Origin of the sequence: Janthinobacterium sp. OK676 (assembly GCF_900103595.1) — a bacterium.
In the GTDB taxonomy this organism is placed as follows: domain Bacteria; phylum Pseudomonadota; class Gammaproteobacteria; order Burkholderiales; family Burkholderiaceae_D; genus Janthinobacterium.
The window spans coordinates 282,741-300,779 of the sequence record NZ_FNHA01000003.1 but is presented as its reverse complement, the minus strand read 5'-3'; the positions used below and the strand labels follow the sequence as shown (position 1 = coordinate 300,779).

Below are 18,039 nucleotides of genomic sequence, written 5' to 3'. Positions count from 1 at the left end.
CGCGCCTTCGTATGCATTATCTTTACTCGGTTGTCATGGCAATTCTGAACTGGACCTGGTGGCATCATCCTGGCCCCTTGCGCCGCCCCGTGCGCGGCGCCGGCCGCTCCCTGCGCTGGGGCTGGCTATTGCTGCTCCTGGGCGTGCTGTGCGCCGATACGCTGGCGCAGGTGCCGGGGGAACTGGAACGCCAGGTCAAGGCCGCGTATCTGTACAAGTTTGCCGGCTATGTCGAGTGGCCCGACGGCAGCTTTGCCCGGCCCGATGCACCGCTGGTGATCGGCGTGGCGGGCGCCGATGCGCTGGCCGAGCAGCTCGAACAGAGCGTGGCCGGGCATAGCGTCAATGGCCGCGCCGTGCAGGTGAAAAAAGTGCGCCGCGGCGAAGCGCTGGCCGGGCTGCACGTGCTGTACCTGGGTGCGCTGGAGAAAACGGCGCTGCAGGAGATGCTGGCCGCCAGCCGTGGCCTGGCGTTGCTGACGGTGTCCGATTCGGATGAGGTCTACGCGATGGGCAGCATGATCAACTTTGTGATGGCCGACGACAAGGTGCGTTTCGACGTGGCCCTGAAACCCGTGGCGCAGGCGCATATCCGCATCAGCGCGCGCATGCTGCTGGCCGCCTACCGCGTGCAGACGGGGGGCGCCTAGATGATCAGACTGCGTTCCATCCGCCACAAGCTGATGTCGGTGGTCTTGCTGACCACCCTGGTGGCCCTCGTCATTTCGCTGGGCACCATCGTCGTCTACGACTTGCGCGCCTACCACCGCAACCTGGTGGCCGACATCAGTACCCAGGCCGAGCTGCTGGGGCACATGAGTTCGGCCGCGCTGGCCTTCGACGACGAGCGCCTGGCGCTGGAAAACCTCAACCTGATGCGCATCCGCCCGCGCGTGACGGCCGGCGCCCTGTACAAGGCCGACGGCAGCCTGTTTGCCAGCTACCGCGCGAACGAGCAGGTGGGCGAGCTGCCGGCGAAAGTGGGCAAGGAAGGCGTCAGCATCGCCGGCAAATCCGTCGAATTGTTCAAGCCCATCGTCGACAATGGCGAATTGCTGGGCACCGTGTATCTGCGTGCCGACTACGAGCTGGCCGGCCGCACGGCCGATTACCTGGCCATCGCGCTGGGCGTGACGGTGCTGGCGCTGCTGGTGGCCTTGCTGCTGCTGCGCCGCCTCGATTACGTGATCACCCAGCCCATCCTCGATATCGCCGACGTGGCGCGCGAAGTGATCGAGACGGGCGACTATTCGCGCCGCGCGCGCAAGCTCAGCGTCGACGAAGTGGCGCAGCTGGTCGATTCCTTCAACAAGATGCTGGCCGAGATCGAGCTGCGCACGCAGGCACTGGAGCGCTCGAACGGCGAGCTGGCGCGCGAAGGCGAGCAGCGCACGGAGGCGCAGCAGGAAGTCATGCGCCTGAACCAGGAGCTGGAAGTGCGCGTGCACGAACGCACGATGCAGCTGGAAATGACGAATGGCGAACTGGCCATGGCGATGGAAGAGGCGCGCAGCGCCAACTACGCCAAGTCGGCCTTTTTGTCGTCGATGAGCCATGAATTGCGCACGCCGCTCAACGCCATCCTGGGCTTTGCGCAAATCCTCAGTTCCGACCGCCTGCCGTCGACCCTGGAGCAAAAGAAGGAGTTCGCCGGCCATATCCTGAAATCGGGGCGGCACCTGCTGACACTGATCAACGAAATCCTCGACCTGGCCAAGGTGGAATCGGGCACGGTCAGCCTGTCGCTCGAACCGGTGGGCCTGGACGCCATCTTGCAGGAATGCCGCGACATGATCGCGCCGCTGGCCAGCCAGCGCGGCATCGGCATGACCTTCCCAGACGCCTGCCCGCTGAACGTGCTGGCCGACCGCACGCGCCTCAAGCAAATCCTGTTGAACCTGCTGTCGAATGCGCTCAAGTACAACCGCGAGCACGGTCAGGTGGCCATCGATTGCGCGCCGCAGGCCGGCGGCCGGGTGCGCATCAGCGTGCGCGACACGGGCATCGGCCTCGATGGCGAACAGGTGGCGCTGCTGTTCCAGCCTTTCAACCGGCTGGGGCAGGAAGGCGGCACGGAAGAGGGCAGCGGCATCGGCCTGGTGGTCACCAAGCGCCTGGTCGAGCTGATGGATGGCAGCATCGGCGTGACCAGCGCGCCCGGCGAGGGCAGCACCTTCTGGATCGAGCTGCGCGTGGTCGACGCCTTGCCCGCGCCCGACACGCTGGCCTTGCCGCGGCCGGACCTGGCCGGCGCGCTGCTCGAGCACAGCGCGCCCGTGACCTTGCTGTACGTGGAAGACAATCCCGCCAACCTGACCCTGGTCGAGGAAATCGTGCGCTACTGCCCGCAATTGCAGCTGCTGACGGCCACCGATGGCCGCCTGGGCGTGGAAATGGCGCGCGCGCACCTGCCGCAGCTGATCCTGATGGACATCAACCTGCCGAACGTGAATGGCACGGACGCGCTGAAACTGCTGCGCGCCGATCCCCGCACAGCGCACATTCCCGTCATCGCCCTGACGGCCAACGCCATGCCGGGCGACGTCGAGCGCAGCCTGGCGCTGGGCTTTTACCGCTACCTGACCAAGCCGATCAACCTCGATGAATTTACCGAGGCGATCAACAGCACCCTGGCCTATGTGGCGCAGCAGCGCCGGCAGAAGGGAACGGGCGCGCCATGATCAGCCAGGCCGATATCTACGCGGCGAAAATCCTCATCGTCGACGACCAGGAAGTCAATCTGCGCCTGCTCGAGCATTTGCTGCACAGCGGCGGCTACACGGCCTGCACCAGCACCCTCGACGCGCGCGCCGTGGCCGGCCTGCACCAGCACCACCAGTTCGACCTGATCATCCTCGACCTGGTGATGCCGGGCATGAGCGGCTACGAGGTGATGGATGCCTTGCGTCCGCTGGAGCTGGAAGGCTACCTGCCCGTGCTGGTGATCGCCGCCGATCCGGACGCCAAGCTGGCGGCGCTGGAAGCGGGCGCGCGCGATTTCATCAGCAAGCCCTTCGACGCGCTCGAAGTGCTCACGCGCATCCGCAACATGCTCGAAGTGCGGCTGCTGCACCGCGCCGCGCGCCACTACAACACCCTGCTCGAACGCACGGTGGGCCAGCGCACGGCCGAACTGCAGCGCTTCCGCGGCGCCATGGACGCCACCACGGACGCCATTTTCCTCGTCGACGTGCTGGGCATGACCCTGGTCGACGTCAACGACGGCGCTTGCCGCCTGCTCGGCTATGCGCGCAACGAATTGCTGGCGCTGGCGCCGGGCACCTTGCTGCCATCGCCGCCGGCTCCGCCGCTGGCCGCGCTGCCGGGCGGCCCGGCCCACCTGGCCACGGAAGTGACGGAGTGCGAACTGGTGCGGCGCGACCTGAGCCTGATCCCCGTGGAACTGGGCTGGCACTGGTATGCGCAGGCGCCCGTGACGGGCGGCTATTCTGGCACCCCTGGCGCGGGCGGCCTGCTGCTGATCGCCGTGGCGCGCGACATCAGCGAGCGGCGCCAGGCGCAGGAGCGCCTCAAGCACCTGGCCCATTACGATGGCTTGACGGGATTGCCGAACCGCAGCCTGTTCTACCAGACCCTGGCCCAGGCCGTGGAACTGGCGCAGGAAAAAAGCTGGCGCATCGTGGTGCTGTTCATCGCGCTCGACCGTTTCAAAAGCATCAACGACACCCTGGGCGCGGCGCTGGGCGACGAATTGCTGCGCCAGTTCAGCAACCGCCTGGTCGAATGCGTGCGCCTGCGCGACACGGTGGGGCGATTGGGCAACGACGAATTCGCGCTCATATTGACCATGAGCCGCAACCAGCAGGAAGCCGTGGCCGTGGCCAACCAGGTGCGCGAAGCCCTGCGCGCGCCGTTCGACCTGCGCGGCCACGCGGCCACCCTGACGGCCAGCATCGGCATCGCCATGTATCCGGACGACGCCACCGACCCGGAAACCCTGATCAAATACGCCAATACGGCCATGGGCGGCGCCAAGCAGGCGGGCCGCGACGGCTACCGCTTTTTCACGGCCGGCATGAACGTGCAGGTGCTGGCGCGCCTGGACCTGGAACTGGCGCTGCGCCATGCGCTCGAACACGAGCAGTTCATCCTGTACTACCAGCCGAAGGTGGATTTGCGCACGGGCCGCATCAGCGGCGTCGAGGCGCTGCTGCGCTGGCGCCGTCCCGGCTACGGCCTGGTGGCGCCGGCCGAATTCGTGCCCGTGCTGGAAGACACGGGCTTGATCGTGCGCGTCGGCGCCTGGGTGATCCAGGCCGCCTGCCGCCAGATCGCCGAGTGGCGCGACAGCGAGGTGGGACCCGTGCACGTGGCCGTGAACGTGTCGAGCCGCCAGTTTGCCGAAGGCGACCTGGAAAGCGAAGTGACGCGCGCGCTGGCGCAGTACAACGTGGCGCCGGAACTGCTGGAACTGGAACTGACGGAAACGGCGCTGATGTCGAACGCCGAGCGCACCATCGTCGTGCTGGGCAAATTGAAGAAAATCGGCGTGAAGGTGGCGATCGACGATTTCGGCACCGGTTATTCCAGTCTCGCGTATCTGCAGCGCTTCCCCATCGACAAGCTGAAAATCGACATCGCCTTCGTGCGCAACATCACCAGCAACCCGAACGACGCGGCCATCGCGCTGGCCATCGTCAGCATGGCGCACAGCCTGAAACTGAGCGTGGTGGCCGAGGGCGTGGAATCGCGCCCGCAGCTCGAATACCTGCGGCGCAACCGCTGCGACGAGATCCAGGGCTTTTATTTCAGCCGTTCTTTGCCGGCGCTGGAACTGGGGCAGATGATCGTCGCCGGCGCCGGCCTGCCGCCCGGCCACGACCCGGCCGCGCAGCCCGCGCAGACGCTGCTCATCGTCGACGACGACGTCAACGTGCTGTCGTCCTTGCATCGCCTGTTCCGTCCCGAGGGCTATCAGATCCTCACGGCCAGCACGCCGGCCGAAGGCTTTGAAATGCTGGCCCTGCACCGGGTGCACGTGATCGTCTGCGACCAGCGCATGCCGAGCATGAGCGGCACGGAATTCCTCAGCAAGGTGAAGGAGCTGTACCCGGAAACCATCCGCATCATCCTGTCCGGCTACACGGGCCTGGAAGCCGTGCTCGACTCGATCAACCGCGGCGCCATCTACCGTTTCTATACGAAACCGTGGGACGACACCCAGCTGCGCGACAACATCCGCCTGGCCTTTCAGCACTACTGGATGGTGAACCAGCCGGGGCTGGCGCGGATGGCGGTGCGCTAGCTCAATCGCTGAAGTGGTCGAACGAGCTGAGTTGCAAATCCAGCGGCTGCCCCGCCGCATCGACCAGCCGCAAGCCCGTTTGCGCCTCGATGCCGCCCACGCGCGTGAGGGGTGTGCCGCAGCTGGCCGCCAGGGCGGCGATGGCGTCGCGCGAGGAAGCGGGCGCCGTGAAGCACAATTCATAATCGTCGCCGCCGGCGGCCGTGTAGCGGCGGCGCAGTTGCATGTTTTGCCGCGCCAGCACGGGGCCGGCAGGCAGGGCGTCGACGTCGATGGTGGCGCCCACCTGCGACGCTTTCAAGATGTGGCCCAAATCTCCCACCAGGCCGTCCGAGATGTCGATGGCCGCATGCGCGAGGCCCGCTTCGGCCAGCGCGCAGCCGAGCGCCACGCGCGGCGTCGGCGTGTGCATGCGCGCACCGGCCGTGGCCAGGTCGGCGGGCGACAATGCCTGTTCCCTGCGGTAGCCGGCCAGCGCCAGGCGCGCGTCGCCCAGGGTGCCGCTGACCCAGATGTCGTCGCCCGCCACGGCCGCGCTGCGGCGCAGGGCCTGGCCCGGCGCCAGTTCGCCGAACACGGTGATGCAGATATTCAAAGGGCCCTTGGTGGTGTCGCCGCCGATGAGTTCGCAATTAAACGCGTCGGCCAGCGCAAACAGGCCGTCGGCAAAGCCGGCCAGCCAGGCGCGCTCCGCTTGCGGCAGCGCCAGGGCCAGGGTAAACGCCACGGGACACGCGCCCATGGCGGCCAGGTCGGACAGATTCACGGCCAGGCTTTTGTGGCCGAGCATGCGGGCGTCGGCGCCGGCAAAGAAATGCCGGTCCTCGACCAGCATGTCCGACGAGATGGCGATCTGCTTGCCGGCGCCGGGCGTGATCAGCGCGCAATCGTCGCCGATGCCCAGGGTGGCGCGGCCGGGGCGCTGGCGCACGAAATATTGTTTGATCAGGTCGAATTCGGAAAGCGCGTCGTGTGGGGCCATGGCGTGGTCAGTTCGTTGAATGAGGGTGTGGCCTGGCTATTATAGGCTGGCATACAATAGGCGCCTTTGCCACTGCCGAACAGCTTCCCATGCCCCTCCCCGATATTCACGTTCTGTTGCAATCCTGGCTCGACCACGGCTGGCTGCGCGACCCGCAAGCCGTCGGCTTGCGCACTTTCGAGGCGCAGGAACTGGCGGCGCGCGGCTTCGACGCCATCAGCGACGGCAACCAGCTGTGCCTGTACGAAGATGCGCGCCTGTTCCGCAGGGGAAGGCGGCCCGTGCCGGCGTCGTTCAAGGTGTATCTGCAGCGCGGCCAGCTGGGCGCGAATGGCCTGGAACTCGGTTATCGGGTGCACCTGGCGGGCTTTCTGCGCGCGGCGCGGCGGCCCTTGCCGGCGTGTCGCGTGCTGCTGGAACAGGGCGGCCGCAGCGGCGCCTTGCTGTTCGACAATGGCCTGGTGCTGCAGTTTGCCGCCAACTTGCGCGGCAAGCCCCGTCATTACTATCTGACCCTGGTCGAGGGACACGTGGCCGACGCCCAGCTTCCGGACCGCGACAGCGATATCGACTTGCGCGCGGCCAGCGCGCGCCATGTCCAGGCCATCTACGACAGCCGCGACCCTGCCGACCTGCAGCGGCTGGCCCGGCGCGGCAATGCGGCGCTGCGCGAGCTGGCGAGCCTGATTTCCTAGCCCTTCTTCGCCTGCGCCATGCCGTGCAGCAGCTTGGCCAGCAACTGGTCGAGCTGGCGCTGCTCGTCCGCGCTGAGCGCCGACAGCATGGCGCGCTCGTTCTCCACGTGCAGCAGCACGAGTTTTTCTATCAATTCCAATCCCTTTTGCGTCAGGGCCACCAGCACGCCGCGCCGGTCCGTCGGGTGCTTCTGGCGTTCGATCAGGCCGGCCGCTTCCAGCCGGTCGATGCGGTTGGTCATGCCGCCCGAGGACAGCATGGCCGCTTCGTACAGGGCCGTCGGCGTCAGGCTGTAAGGCGCGCCCGAACGGCGCAAGGTCGCCAGCACGTCGAATTCGCCCGGTTGCAAGCCGTGTTCGGCAAACAGCGGATTGAGCCAGTCGCGCGCCATCAGCTGCGCCACCGTGCCCAGCTGTCCTGCCAGCTGCATGGCGCGCGTATCCATCTGCGGCAACTCGCGTTGCCATTGTGCGGCGGCAAATTGCGCGCGCGTGTGTTCTTGCGGGGTAATTGTCATGGGGCTATCCATTTATCTTGACCTCAAGATAGATTTCTATCTTTATGTTAAGATACTTTTCATCGAGTCATATTTGATGACGCATTAAACCATGTGCCTCCCAGCGAGGCAAGGACTATCCCATGCCTTCCGCCCGACCTGCCGCTTCCCCTTCGTCTTCCGTTTCTTCGGCCCTGCTGGTGGCCGCCATCATCTTGCTGGGCCTGAACCTGCGGCCCATCCTGGCCGCCATCGGCCCCTTGCTCGACAGCATACAGGCCGGCACGGGCATCAGCGATGCCGATGCGGGCTTGCTGACGACCGTGCCCGTGTTTGCCATGGGCGTGTGTGCGCTGGCGGGCGCGCAGCTGCAGCGACGGCTGGGCGTGGCGCGCGGCATCTCGCTGGGCATCGCCATCATCGCTTGCGCCTGCGCGCTGCGCTGGCCCCTGCACGGCAGCGGCGGCCTGATCGCCACGGCGGCCCTGGGCGGCCTGGGCATCGCGCTGGTGCAGGCGCTGCTGCCCGCCTTCATCAAGCGCCATTTCCCCGAGCGGGCAGGCCAGCTGATGGGTTTTTATACGACGGGCATCATGGGTGGCGCGGCCATTGCCGCCGCGTCGGCCTCGCCTCTGGCCCAGTCGCTGGGCTGGCAGGCGCTGCTGGCCCTGTGGGCGCTGCCGGCCGTGGCCGCCGCGCTGCTGTGGCGCCGCGCAGCGGCTTCGCGCGTGGAGGTCTCCACCGGCGCGGGCGCCACCCTGCCCGTGGGCAGTGGCCGCGCCTGGCTGCTGATGGTGTTCTTTGGCATCGGCACGGGCGCGTACACCCTGGTGCTGGCCTGGCTGCCGCCGTTTTACACGGAACTGGGCTGGAGCGCGGCCGACAGCGGCTTGCTGCTGGGTAGCCTGACCCTGGTGGAAGTGCTGGCGGGACTGGTGATTTCCAGCATCATCCACCGCTTTCCCGACCGCCGCATCCTGTTGCTGGCCGTCCTGCTGGCCGTGCTGGGCGGCCTGGCCTGTCTGATTGTGGCGCCCGCGCAACTGGCTGTTCCCGCCGTGATATTACTGGGCTGCGGCATCGGCGCGCTGTTCCCGCTGTCGCTGATCGTCAGCATGGACCACGTCGTCGAGCCGGCCGGTGCCGGCGCGCTGCTCGGTTTCGTGCAGGGCGGCGGCTACATCATCGCCAGCAGCATGCCGTTCATTGCCGGCCTGATCCGCCAGCATTCGGCCAGCCTGGCCCAGGCGTGGATGGTGATGGCCGCCGGCATCGTGGTGCTGCTGCTGATCGCCGTGCGCTTCGCGCCAGGTGCGCGCCTGGCGTCGCCTGCGGGAAAAATCGCGTAGGCTGTCGGCTTGTCCCTGATAGAAAGATGCCGCCATGGCCGACCACATCGCCACGCCACCATCGCTGCTGCCCGCCAACCGCCGCATCGTGCTGTCCGGCGAGGATGCGCTGCGCATCCTGTGCGAGATCGAATTTTTGTTAATGTCGCTCAATAACATCGGCCGCTATTATTATCCCGACGGCGACGATGACGGCGCCGATGCCCAGCGCCGCGCGCGGTATTGCGCGGAGACGACCCGCTTCATCGACGCGCAGCAAGCGACGACGCGCCTGGCGCTGATGCGCCGCATCTTGTCCGCGCCCTTCGACAGCACCCTGGGTAAGGACGAGATGGACGATATCGAGCGCGCCGTCAAAGCGCTGCCGCTGTGGCGCGCTCCCGGTCGATGATCGCAAAAACTAATTGAAACCTAAAATTTGATAGTTTTTCCTGTTGGGGACGTTTGTGCCGCCGGACGGCCTTACAATGCTAGGTTATGCGTTTTCGTGATATCAGACTGTGGCTAGCGGAAAATACCTAGCTAATTGAAAGAATCGGTCTGATAAAATCCGGAACACCCGATCGACCAAACAGGAAGGCAGCACAGCATGGATTCGTCATCTGATAAAAAAGAAGAATTGCGTCAACAATTGCGCTTGGCCGCACTCGAGTATCACGAGTGCCCGCGCCCCGGCAAAATCAGCGTGACGCCGACCAAACAACTGACCAACCAGCGCGACCTGGCACTGGCCTACTCGCCAGGCGTGGCGGCACCGTGCGAAGAAATCGTCATCGATCCGGCCAATGCCTATAAATATACGGCGCGCGGCAACCTGGTGGCCGTCATTACCAACGGCACGGCCGTGCTGGGACTGGGCAATATCGGCCCGCTGGCCGCCAAGCCGGTGATGGAAGGCAAGGGCGTGCTGTTCAAGAAGTTCGCCGGCATCGACGTCTTCGACATCGAGATCAACGAATCGGACCCGGACAAACTGGTCGACATCATCGCTTCGCTGGAACCGACCTTCGGCGGCGTGAACCTGGAAGACATCAAGGCGCCAGAGTGCTTCTACATCGAGCGCCAGCTGCGCGACCGCATGAAGATTCCCGTCTTCCATGACGACCAGCATGGCACCGCCATCATCGTCGGCGCGGCCATCCTGAACGGCCTGAAAGCCGTCGGGAAGAAAATCGAAGAGTGCAAGCTGGTCGTCTCGGGCGCGGGCGCCGCGGCGCTGGCCTGCCTGGACCTGATCGTCGACCTGGGCTTCCCGCTGAAAAACATCTACGTCACCGACCTGGCCGGCGTCGTCTACAAGGGCCGCACGGAACTGATGGACCCGGACAAGGAACGCTTCGCGCAAGACACGCCGCTGCGCACCCTGGCCGAGATCATCCCGGACGCCGACATTTTCCTCGGCGTCTCCGCCGGCGGCGTGCTGAAGCAGGACATGGTGCGCAAGATGGCGCCGAACCCGCTGATCCTGGCGCTGGCCAACCCGAATCCGGAAATCTTGCCGGAAGAAGTCAAGGCCGTGCGCAGCGACGCCATCATCGCCACGGGCCGTTCGGACTATCCGAACCAGGTCAACAACGTGCTGTGCTTCCCGTACATCTTCCGCGGCGCCCTCGATTGCGGCGCGACGACGATCACGCGCGAAATGGAAATCGCCGTCGTGCACGCGATTGCCGACCTGGCGCATGCCGAGCAGTCCGACATCGTGGCCACCACGTATGGCATCAGCAACCTGTCGTTCGGTCCTGAATACCTGATCCCGATGCCGTTCGATCCGCGTCTGCTGATCAAGATCGCGCCAGCGGTGGCCAAGGCGGCCGAGGATTCCGGCGTCGCCACGCGTCCGATCAAGGACTTGCAAGCGTACGCGGACAGCCTGCAGCAATTCGTCTATCGCAGCGGCACCTTCATGAAGCCGCTGTTCCTGATGGCCAAATCCACGCCGGCCGAACTCAAACGCATCGTCTACGCCGAAGGCGAAGAAGAGCGCGTGCTGCGCGCCGTGCAAGTGGTGGTCGATGAAAAACTGGCGCGTCCTATCCTGGTCGGCCGTCCACCGGTGCTCGAAGCACGCATCCAGAAGTTCGGCCTGCGCCTCAAGCAAGGCGTCGACTTCGACGTCATCAACCCGGACTTCGACGAGCGCTATCGCGATTACTGGAACACGTATTACGCGATGACGAGCCGCAAGGGCGTCACCGAGGAATACGCGAAGCTGGAAATGCGCCGCCGCCACACCCTGATCGGTTCGATGATGATCCACAAGGGCGACGCCGACGGCATGATCTGCGGCACCTTCGGCACCACCCAGCTGCACCTGAAATACATCGACCAGGTGCTGGGCAAGCGCGCCGGCAGCAATGTCTACGCCGCCATGAACGTCCTGATCATGCCGGAGCGCCAGCTGGTGATGGTCGACACGCACGTCAATGAAAACCCGGACGCCGAGCAGCTGGCCGAGATCACCATCATGGCCGCCGAAGAGATGACCCGTTTCGGCTTGTCGCCACGCGCTGCCCTGCTGTCGCACTCGAACTTCGGTTCCAGCGACAGCGCCTCGGCGCAAAAGATGCGCGCCGCCCTGGCCATCGTCAAGGAACGCGCGCCGGACCTGGAAATCGACGGCGAAATGCACGGCGATACGGCCCTCGACAGCAAGCTGCGTCAAAAACTGATGCCCAATTCGGCATTGAAGAACGACGCCAACCTGCTCGTCATGCCGAACATCGAATCGGCCAACATCGCCTACAACCTGGTGAAAACGGCGGCCGGCAACGGCATCGCCGTGGGCCCGATCCTGCTCGGCTGCGCCAAGCCCGTGCACATCCTGACGCCATCGGCCACCGTGCGCCGTATCGTCAACATGACGGCACTGTGCGTCGTGGACGCAGTGGCTCAGCGTAAAGTCTAAGCCTTAGCTGCGCATGAAAAGCCGCCCCGTCCGCAAGGAGGGGCGGCTTTTTTACATGGGTGGCACGGGCAGGGCCGTGGCGGCCGGACGGCGGCGCAGGTAATAGTGGCGGTACAGCATGATCTCGCCCCACACGAGCAGCAGCGCCACCAGCGCGAACAGGCCCAGCGTGATCTTGAGCGAACTGAAATACGCGCCGGCCTGGCGTTTGATGGCGTCGATGAAAATCATCGGCACTGATTTGTCGAGTTTGCTGAAGTCGGCTTGGCGCGCCACATCGGTGGTCAGGCGCACGGCCAGGTCGGTGCCCAGGCTGGCCAGTTCGCCCGTCGCCTGGCCACGGAAGCCGGCGCCCTTGAGCGCTTCGCCCAGCACGCTTGCCCTGGCGATCAGCTGTTCCTGCAGCACCTGCGTCAGCAACACGCTGCCGCGGCGCAGGATGAATTCATTGATCCAGCGCGCCTTGCTGCGTTCCCAGTAACTGCCTGACGTGGGCCGGTAATACATGTCTTGCACGAAGGGCTCGATCAGGCTGCGCATGCTGATAGCCTGGCCCGGGGCGATCAGCTTGACCTGCTGTTCCAGGTAGACGCGCAGCGCCGGCATCTGCGCTTCGACCACCGGCTGCAAGTCGCGCTCAAGGGCCTGGTTGACGACGCGGTGCACGCTGTGCACGGCGCCAAACCCGCCACCGAGCAGCGGCAGCACGACCAGGATCAACACATAGCTGAGCTTGGCGGCCAGATGCCAGGCGGGCGGACGGCGCACCAGCAGGCATTTTCTGGCCAGTTGGTAACAGATGCCGAGCGCCAGCACAAAGCCGATCACGCCATACAGCAGCATCCACGGCAGGACTGTCCACAGCAGGTCGCTGCCGAACGGCGCCAGGGCGCTGCCCCAATTGACCAGTTGTTCCTTCATGTACCTTGCCTTAAAGTAAGTAATCAGGCAATTATAGCTATTTAGCAAATAGACATGGCGCGCTTGACCTCAGTGCGCCATCAGCACCGGTTGATGTGGGTCAAAAAAGCACAGGCCCTGGTCATGTACAAGCGTATTTTCCGGAAATGCCGCTCTGTTTGATGTGCATCAAAATGCTTCACTGCCTGCCGGCGATAATGGCATCGAACTCCTTGCCCTTCCAGTGGTCTGCATCGGCGCCGGCGCCATCTGTCCGGCACTTCCTTGTGTGACGCAACAACGCTGGCCGTGGCGGGAGTTCACTTTTCATGCCTGCGCATGGTGTTCCTCTTGCTCCGCCCAGCGCAGCCGGATGGCGTCGATGGCGGGCAGTTGCTGCACAAACAGCTCGACCAGCCGCGCATCGAAATGGCTGCCTTGTTGCGCTTGTAAATACGCCACGGCGTCCGGCACCGGCCACGCACGCTTGTACGGGCGCACCGAGGTCAGCGCGTCGAAGACGTCGGCCACGGCAACAATGCGTCCCGCCAGCGGGATCGCCTCGCCCGCCAAGCCGTTCGGGTAGCCGCTGCCATCCCATTTTTCATGGTGCGACAGGGCGATTTCGCGCGCCAGCGCCAGCATGCCGCCCGCGGCATGTTCGCCGATGATATCGGCGCCGATGCGCGCGTGCGTCTGCATGACGGCCCATTCGTCCGCGTCGAGCTTGCCCGGCTTTTGCAGGATGCGGTCGGGGATGCCGATCTTGCCCACGTCGTGCATGGGTGCCGCGTGCAGCAGGTCGTCCGCTGCCGCCTCGTCCATGCCGGCGGCCACGCCCAGCAGGCGCGCGTAATGGCTCATGCGGATCACGTGCAAGCCCGTTTCATTGTCCTTGTACTCGGCCGCCAGGCCCAGGCGCTGGACGATCTGCAGCCGCGTTTCCTTCAGTTCGTCGATGCGCACCAGCGACAGGTGCGTGCGCACGCGGGCACGCACGATGGCGGGGCTGAGCGGCTTGGTGATGTAATCGACGGCGCCCGCTTCAAAACCGCTCAGTTCGTCGCGCATGTCGTTCAGGGCCGTGACGAAGATGACGGGAATGGCCGCCGTCAGCGGCGCCGCTTTCAGCTGGCGGCAGGTGTCGTGGCCGCTCATGCCCGGCATCATCACGTCGAGCAGGATCAGGGCCGGGCGTTCCTGCCGCGCCAGTTCCAGTGCCCGCGCGCCATCCTTGGCGAACAGCAACGCGTAGTCGTTCTGCAATATCTGGCGCAGCAATTGCAAGTTGGACGATTCGTCGTCGACGACGAGAATCACGGGCCTGGCGCGTGCATTCATGGGGACTCCGGGGTGAAAGTGGCCAGCAAACCGTGCAGTAGCGACTGTGCCAGGGGGAAATCAAAGTCGTCGATGGCGTGTAGCAGCGGCGCCAGCGCATCCGCTTGCGGCCCCATGGCCTGCTGCAACTGTGCTTGCGCCGCGTCATCGAGTTCGCCGCGCCGCAAGGCGTGCAGCAGGGTACTGGCCGCTTGCCGGGCGGCGGGCGTGTCGATGGCATTCTCCGTTGCCGCCGGCAATGCCGGCGGCGCCAGCCGGGCGATGGCTGCCAGGGCCGCCGGCCATTGCGTCAGCAGCGTGCCCAGCGTTGCGTCGAGCTGCTGTGCCGTGGCGGGGGCTGGGCTGGCGCACGCTTGTTCCAGGGTTGCCAGGCTGGCGGCCAGCTGTTCCAGGCCGAGGTTCGCCGCCAGGCCGCGCAGCCGGTGACTCTGCGACAAGAGCGTCTCGTGGTCGCGCGCCGCGATGGCGGCTTGCAGGGCAGGCGGCAGGCGGGGATGCTCGCGTGCGAAACGGTCCAGCGCCGTGCGGTAGGCGCTGTCGTTGCCGGCCCAGCGCTGCAGGGCGTCCGTATGGTGCAGCACTCTTCCTCCAGCGGGTGCGCGGCTGTTATCGGCCGGCTCCGCCGCCAGGCCCAGTACGCGGGCGATTTCCTGCGACAGCGCCTGCCATTCGACGGGCTTGGTGGCGAAACCGTCCATGCCGGCCGCCCGCGCCGCCTTGCGGTGCGCCTCGAGCACGCTGGCCGTCATGGCGATCACGGGCACGCGCGGGCGGCCATCGCGCAGGGCGGCGGCACGGATGGCTTGCGTGGCGGCCAGGCCATCCATGCGCGGCATTTGCAAGTCCAGCAGCAGAATGTCGAAGTCGTCCTGCTGCGCCAGCTGCAAGGCTTGCGCACCGTCGCCGGCCGTGACCACCGTGTGGCCGCGCTTGCCCAGCAGAAGGCTCAGCAGTTCCAGGTTTTGCGGCACGTCGTCGGCGGCCAGCACGCGCAGGGGCGGCAGGCGCACGCTGCGGCGTTCGCTGGCGGGCAGCGCCGCCTGGCGTGCCGGCAACAAGGGCAGCATGACGTGGAACACGCTGCCGTGCGGCACGCCGGCGTCGGCCCAGATGCGCCCCTGCATCAGGGTCACCAGCTGCCTGCTGATGGTGGTGCCCAGGCCCGTGCCGCCAAAGCGCCGCGTGGTCGAAGCGTCCGCTTGCACGAAGGGATCGAAAATGGCGTCGCGCCGCTCCGCAGGGATGCCGATGCCGCTGTCCCGCACCAGCAGGTGCAGCTGGCCATCGTCGCGGCGCGCCGTCAGGCTGACGCCGCCGCTGGGCGTAAACTTGATGGCGTTGTCGAGCAGGTTGCCCAGCACTTGCCGCATGCGCAATTCGTCGCCATGCAGCACGGCCGGCAGTTGCGGATCGTACTGCACCTCCATGCGCAAACCCTTGTTGCGTGCATGGATGCCATACGTGGACGCCAGTTCGTCGACCAGCGCCAGCAGGCTGTAGTCGCGCATTTCCAGCGCCACGGCGCCCTTGTCCAGCTTGGCCGTATCGAGCACTTCGTTAAGCAGGCGCAACAGCGAGCGGCCGGACTGGCGCACGGTATTGAGGTGGCGCCGCTGCTCCGGCGCCAGCGGCGAGTCGAGCAGCACATCGGTAAAACCGAGGATGGAATTCATCGGCGTGCGGATTTCATGGCTCATGTTGGCGACAAAGCTGGCCCGCGTGGCGGCCGCCAGCTCCGCTTTTTCCTTGGCCATGCGCAAGTCTTCCTCCATTTGCCGCCGTTCGCTGATGTCGAGGATGACGCCGTCGACCCAGCGCACGGCGCCTGCCGCATCGTGCACGACGGTGCCCCGCTCCCACAGCCAGCGGGCCGTGCCGTCGGCATGCAGCAGCCGGTATTCCAGCAGGTAGGGCTCGCCGCTGGCCACGCTGCGGTTGAAGACGTCGACGACGTAGGCGCGCTCTTCGCTGGCGATCAGGCCCGTGATGCTGCGGCGCGGCGCCGCGCCGAGAAAGTCGGCGGCAGGATAGCCGGTGACGGCTTCCACGCCATCGCTGATGAACAGCATGGGCTGGTTTTCCGCCGTGGTGCAGCGAAAGGCGATGCCGGGGATATTGCCGATCAGCGAGCGCAGCTGCTGCTCGCTTTCGCGCAGGGCGGCCAGCATGGCGCGCCGTTCGCTGATGTCCGTAATGAACAGCACATACAAATCCTGGTCGGCCAGGCGCGCGCTGGCCATCGAACGCTGCACGGCGACCGGTGCGCCATCCTTGCGCAGGTAGACGATTTCCTCGCTGGACTGGAAAGCGCCAGCCTCGCCCGTGCGCAGGTAGTGCAGCAGGCCGCGCTGTTCCGACTGGCGCACGTCGCTGACCAGCACCCTGACATGGCGGCCGACAATTTCCGCCGCCCGCCAGCCCAGGATGCGCTCGGCGGCGCCGTTGAAGTCGACGATGCCGCCTTGCCGGTCGATCGTGATGACGCCGTCGACCGTGCTCGTCAGCAGTGAACGGGTCCAGTGTTCGCTTTGATTCAGGTGGCGGAACAGTTCGCGGTAGCGCAGGATGCCCACGGCCGAGGCCACCAGGATCGTCAGGGCGATGGTCAGCAGGGTCACGCTGATCACCAGCATGGGCCGGTTGGCATCGGCATCATTGCCTGGGGGAATCGTCCCCACGAAGCGCGCCGCCTGCATGCCCATGTAATGCATCCCGGTAATTGCGCATCCCATGACGCAGGCGCTGATCAGCGTGCGCTGCGACGAGGGCACGCGGCTGCTCCAGCCGCGCAAGCCGAAACGTATCCACAGGGCCAGGGTGGCGAGCGCCACGGCAACGACGAGCGACAGCGCGAACAGCAGCGGATCGTAGCGCAGCGACAGGCCCATGCGCATGGCCTGCATGCCCGTGTAATGCATGGCGCCGATGCCCAGGCCCACCAGCAGGCCGCTGCGCAGCAGCAGCGGCGCCGTGACGGCGCGCCGGCTGATGGTGGCCAGGGCCACGAACGAGGCCGCCACGCTGGGCACGATGGAGAGCAAGGTCAGGCCCGGGGCGTAATCGACGCTGGTGCACAGCTCGAAGGCCAGCATGCCGATGAAATGCATGGCCCACACGCCGCAGCCCAATGCCAGGCTGCCGGCCAGCAGGCACAGCAAGTGCAAGCGGCGGCTGATGCTCGCCTGCGCGCGGCTGTAGGCCGTCATCTGGAAAGCCATCCACGATGTGAAAATGGCGATCACGAGCGACAGCAGCACCAGGCCCGGCGCATGCTGGCCGTGATGCAGCTGGGCCGGATCGGCGGGAAGGTGAAACAGCTGCTGGACGCTGGCAGGTATCATCGTAGGCAAACAGGTGACGCGTTGGCGCTGGCATGGGCGCCTGCCGCCACTGCGGGTGATCGATGCGAATTACCTTACCAGATTTCAGGAAACAAATATCTTAATTGTAATTATTTTCCCTGTCGTGCATGCGGCAAGGCGGGCGCTAACACGCCGCGCGCGTCTTGCCTCTCCCATGGGAACAGCGATTCCAGGGGAGAAGTTGCAGTTAGGAATTGTGTGGTTTTTTTGAAAAGTGCATCCGCCGGTAACTTAATTGTAGGGCTGCAGATCGAGCCATACGGCATACGCCAGGCGCTTGCCATTCCACAGTCCGCCGCCGCGGATGACGGCGTCGCACGAGGTCAGCTGGCCCACCAGGTCCATGCGGCCCAGGTTGCGGCGCAGGCGCAGCGCGTCGTTGTGCGACAGGTAGCCGACCAGCAGGCCATCGATGAAGACGGCGATGGCCTTGTCCTGGAACGGATTGGCGTCGTCGCAGACGAGCAGGGCCAGGCATTTCTCTTCCGCATTGCCGGGGCCGTGCTCGCCGGCCAGCTTGGCGATGGCGCTCTGGTACATCGCTTCGTTTTCCACTTCCGACGCAAAGCGCCCTTCATCGCTCCAGTGGTGCGCGGGTGCGCCGGCAGGAATCGCCGGCACGTACTGGCGCACGGAGACGAGCGGCTTGTGCAGCGGTTTGACGGGCGTGCGGCCGCTGAAGACGTAGTACAGCAGGGCGATGACGATCACGATGGCAAGCAGGTAAAGCATGGTATCT

At 65.7% G+C, this 18,039-nt stretch carries 13 protein-coding genes; 7 read left to right on the top strand and 6 right to left on the bottom strand.

Going from position 1 to position 18,039, the window contains the following annotated elements; all coding sequences use genetic code 11:
• Nucleotides 1–35: 35 nt before the first annotated feature.
• The 3 genes from BLU39_RS08190 to BLU39_RS08180 are packed head-to-tail and all read left to right on the top strand — an operon-like array spanning nucleotide 36 to nucleotide 5,266.
• A complete protein-coding gene (locus BLU39_RS08190) occupies nucleotides 36–650 on the top strand; it encodes a TOL_0243 family YfiR-like periplasmic protein (RefSeq protein WP_157808833.1) in 615 nt (204 codons plus the stop codon).
• Nucleotides 651–2,681: a sensor histidine kinase, YfiR-like protein-associated gene (locus BLU39_RS08185; RefSeq protein WP_092711777.1), complete on the top strand. Its 2,031-nt coding sequence runs from the start codon at nucleotides 651–653 to the stop codon at nucleotides 2,679–2,681. It begins immediately after the preceding gene.
• Complete coding sequence (locus BLU39_RS08180) at nucleotides 2,678–5,266, top strand: EAL domain-containing protein (RefSeq protein ID WP_092711775.1); 2,589 nt, start codon at nucleotides 2,678–2,680, stop codon at nucleotides 5,264–5,266. The genes BLU39_RS08185 and BLU39_RS08180 overlap by 4 nt, the downstream gene beginning before the upstream one ends.
• Before the next feature lies 1 nt (nucleotide 5,267).
• Here the strand turns inward: BLU39_RS08180 and thiL are convergent, their stop codons facing one another.
• A complete protein-coding gene (thiL, locus tag BLU39_RS08175) occupies nucleotides 5,268–6,248 on the bottom strand; it encodes a thiamine-phosphate kinase (protein WP_092711773.1) in 981 nt (326 codons plus the stop codon).
• An 89-nt stretch (nucleotides 6,249–6,337) separates the two neighbouring features.
• On the opposite strand from thiL, the gene BLU39_RS08170 reads away from it, so the two are divergent.
• Entirely contained in the window at nucleotides 6,338–6,943 is a 606-nt protein-coding gene (locus BLU39_RS08170; protein ID WP_139178206.1) for a hypothetical protein, read from the top strand.
• On the opposite strand, the gene BLU39_RS08165 is transcribed toward BLU39_RS08170, so the two are convergent.
• Nucleotides 6,940–7,461, bottom strand: a complete 522-nt coding sequence (locus tag BLU39_RS08165; RefSeq protein ID WP_092711769.1) for a MarR family winged helix-turn-helix transcriptional regulator — start codon at nucleotides 7,459–7,461, stop codon at nucleotides 6,940–6,942. The two genes, BLU39_RS08170 and BLU39_RS08165, sit on opposite strands and share 4 nt — an antisense overlap.
• Nucleotides 7,462–7,583: 122 nt before the next feature.
• Between BLU39_RS08165 and BLU39_RS08160 the strand changes: the two genes are divergently transcribed.
• The 3 genes from BLU39_RS08160 (at nucleotide 7,584) to BLU39_RS08150 (ending at nucleotide 11,697) form a co-directional block, all read left to right on the top strand.
• Nucleotides 7,584–8,789 (top strand): MFS transporter, encoded by a 1,206-nt coding sequence (locus tag BLU39_RS08160; RefSeq protein ID WP_092711767.1) that lies wholly within the window; start codon nucleotides 7,584–7,586, stop codon nucleotides 8,787–8,789.
• 34 nt (nucleotides 8,790–8,823) lie between these two features.
• Nucleotides 8,824–9,180 carry a hypothetical protein gene (locus tag BLU39_RS08155; protein ID WP_217635058.1) on the top strand — a complete coding sequence of 119 codons (357 nt, stop codon included), beginning with the start codon at nucleotides 8,824–8,826 and terminating at the stop codon, nucleotides 9,178–9,180.
• A 198-nt stretch (nucleotides 9,181–9,378) separates the two neighbouring features.
• Complete coding sequence (locus BLU39_RS08150; protein WP_092711765.1) at nucleotides 9,379–11,697, top strand: NADP-dependent malic enzyme; 2,319 nt, start codon at nucleotides 9,379–9,381, stop codon at nucleotides 11,695–11,697.
• 51 nt (nucleotides 11,698–11,748) lie between these two features.
• Here the strand turns inward: BLU39_RS08150 and BLU39_RS08145 are convergent, their stop codons facing one another.
• From BLU39_RS08145 to BLU39_RS08130, 4 genes are all read right to left on the bottom strand, one after another.
• Nucleotides 11,749–12,618: a hypothetical protein gene (locus tag BLU39_RS08145; protein WP_092711763.1), complete on the bottom strand. Its 870-nt coding sequence runs from the start codon at nucleotides 12,616–12,618 to the stop codon at nucleotides 11,749–11,751.
• Between the two features lie 306 nt (nucleotides 12,619–12,924).
• Nucleotides 12,925–13,938: a response regulator gene (locus BLU39_RS08140; RefSeq protein ID WP_092711761.1), complete on the bottom strand. Its 1,014-nt coding sequence runs from the start codon at nucleotides 13,936–13,938 to the stop codon at nucleotides 12,925–12,927.
• Nucleotides 13,935–17,279, bottom strand: a complete 3,345-nt coding sequence (locus tag BLU39_RS08135; RefSeq protein WP_092711759.1) for an MHYT domain-containing protein — start codon at nucleotides 17,277–17,279, stop codon at nucleotides 13,935–13,937. Before BLU39_RS08135 ends, BLU39_RS08140 begins: the two co-directional genes overlap by 4 nt.
• Nucleotides 17,280–17,531: 252 nt before the next feature.
• Nucleotides 17,532–18,032, bottom strand: a complete 501-nt coding sequence (locus tag BLU39_RS08130; protein WP_092711757.1) for a hypothetical protein — start codon at nucleotides 18,030–18,032, stop codon at nucleotides 17,532–17,534.
• Nucleotides 18,033–18,039 lie beyond the last annotated feature (7 nt).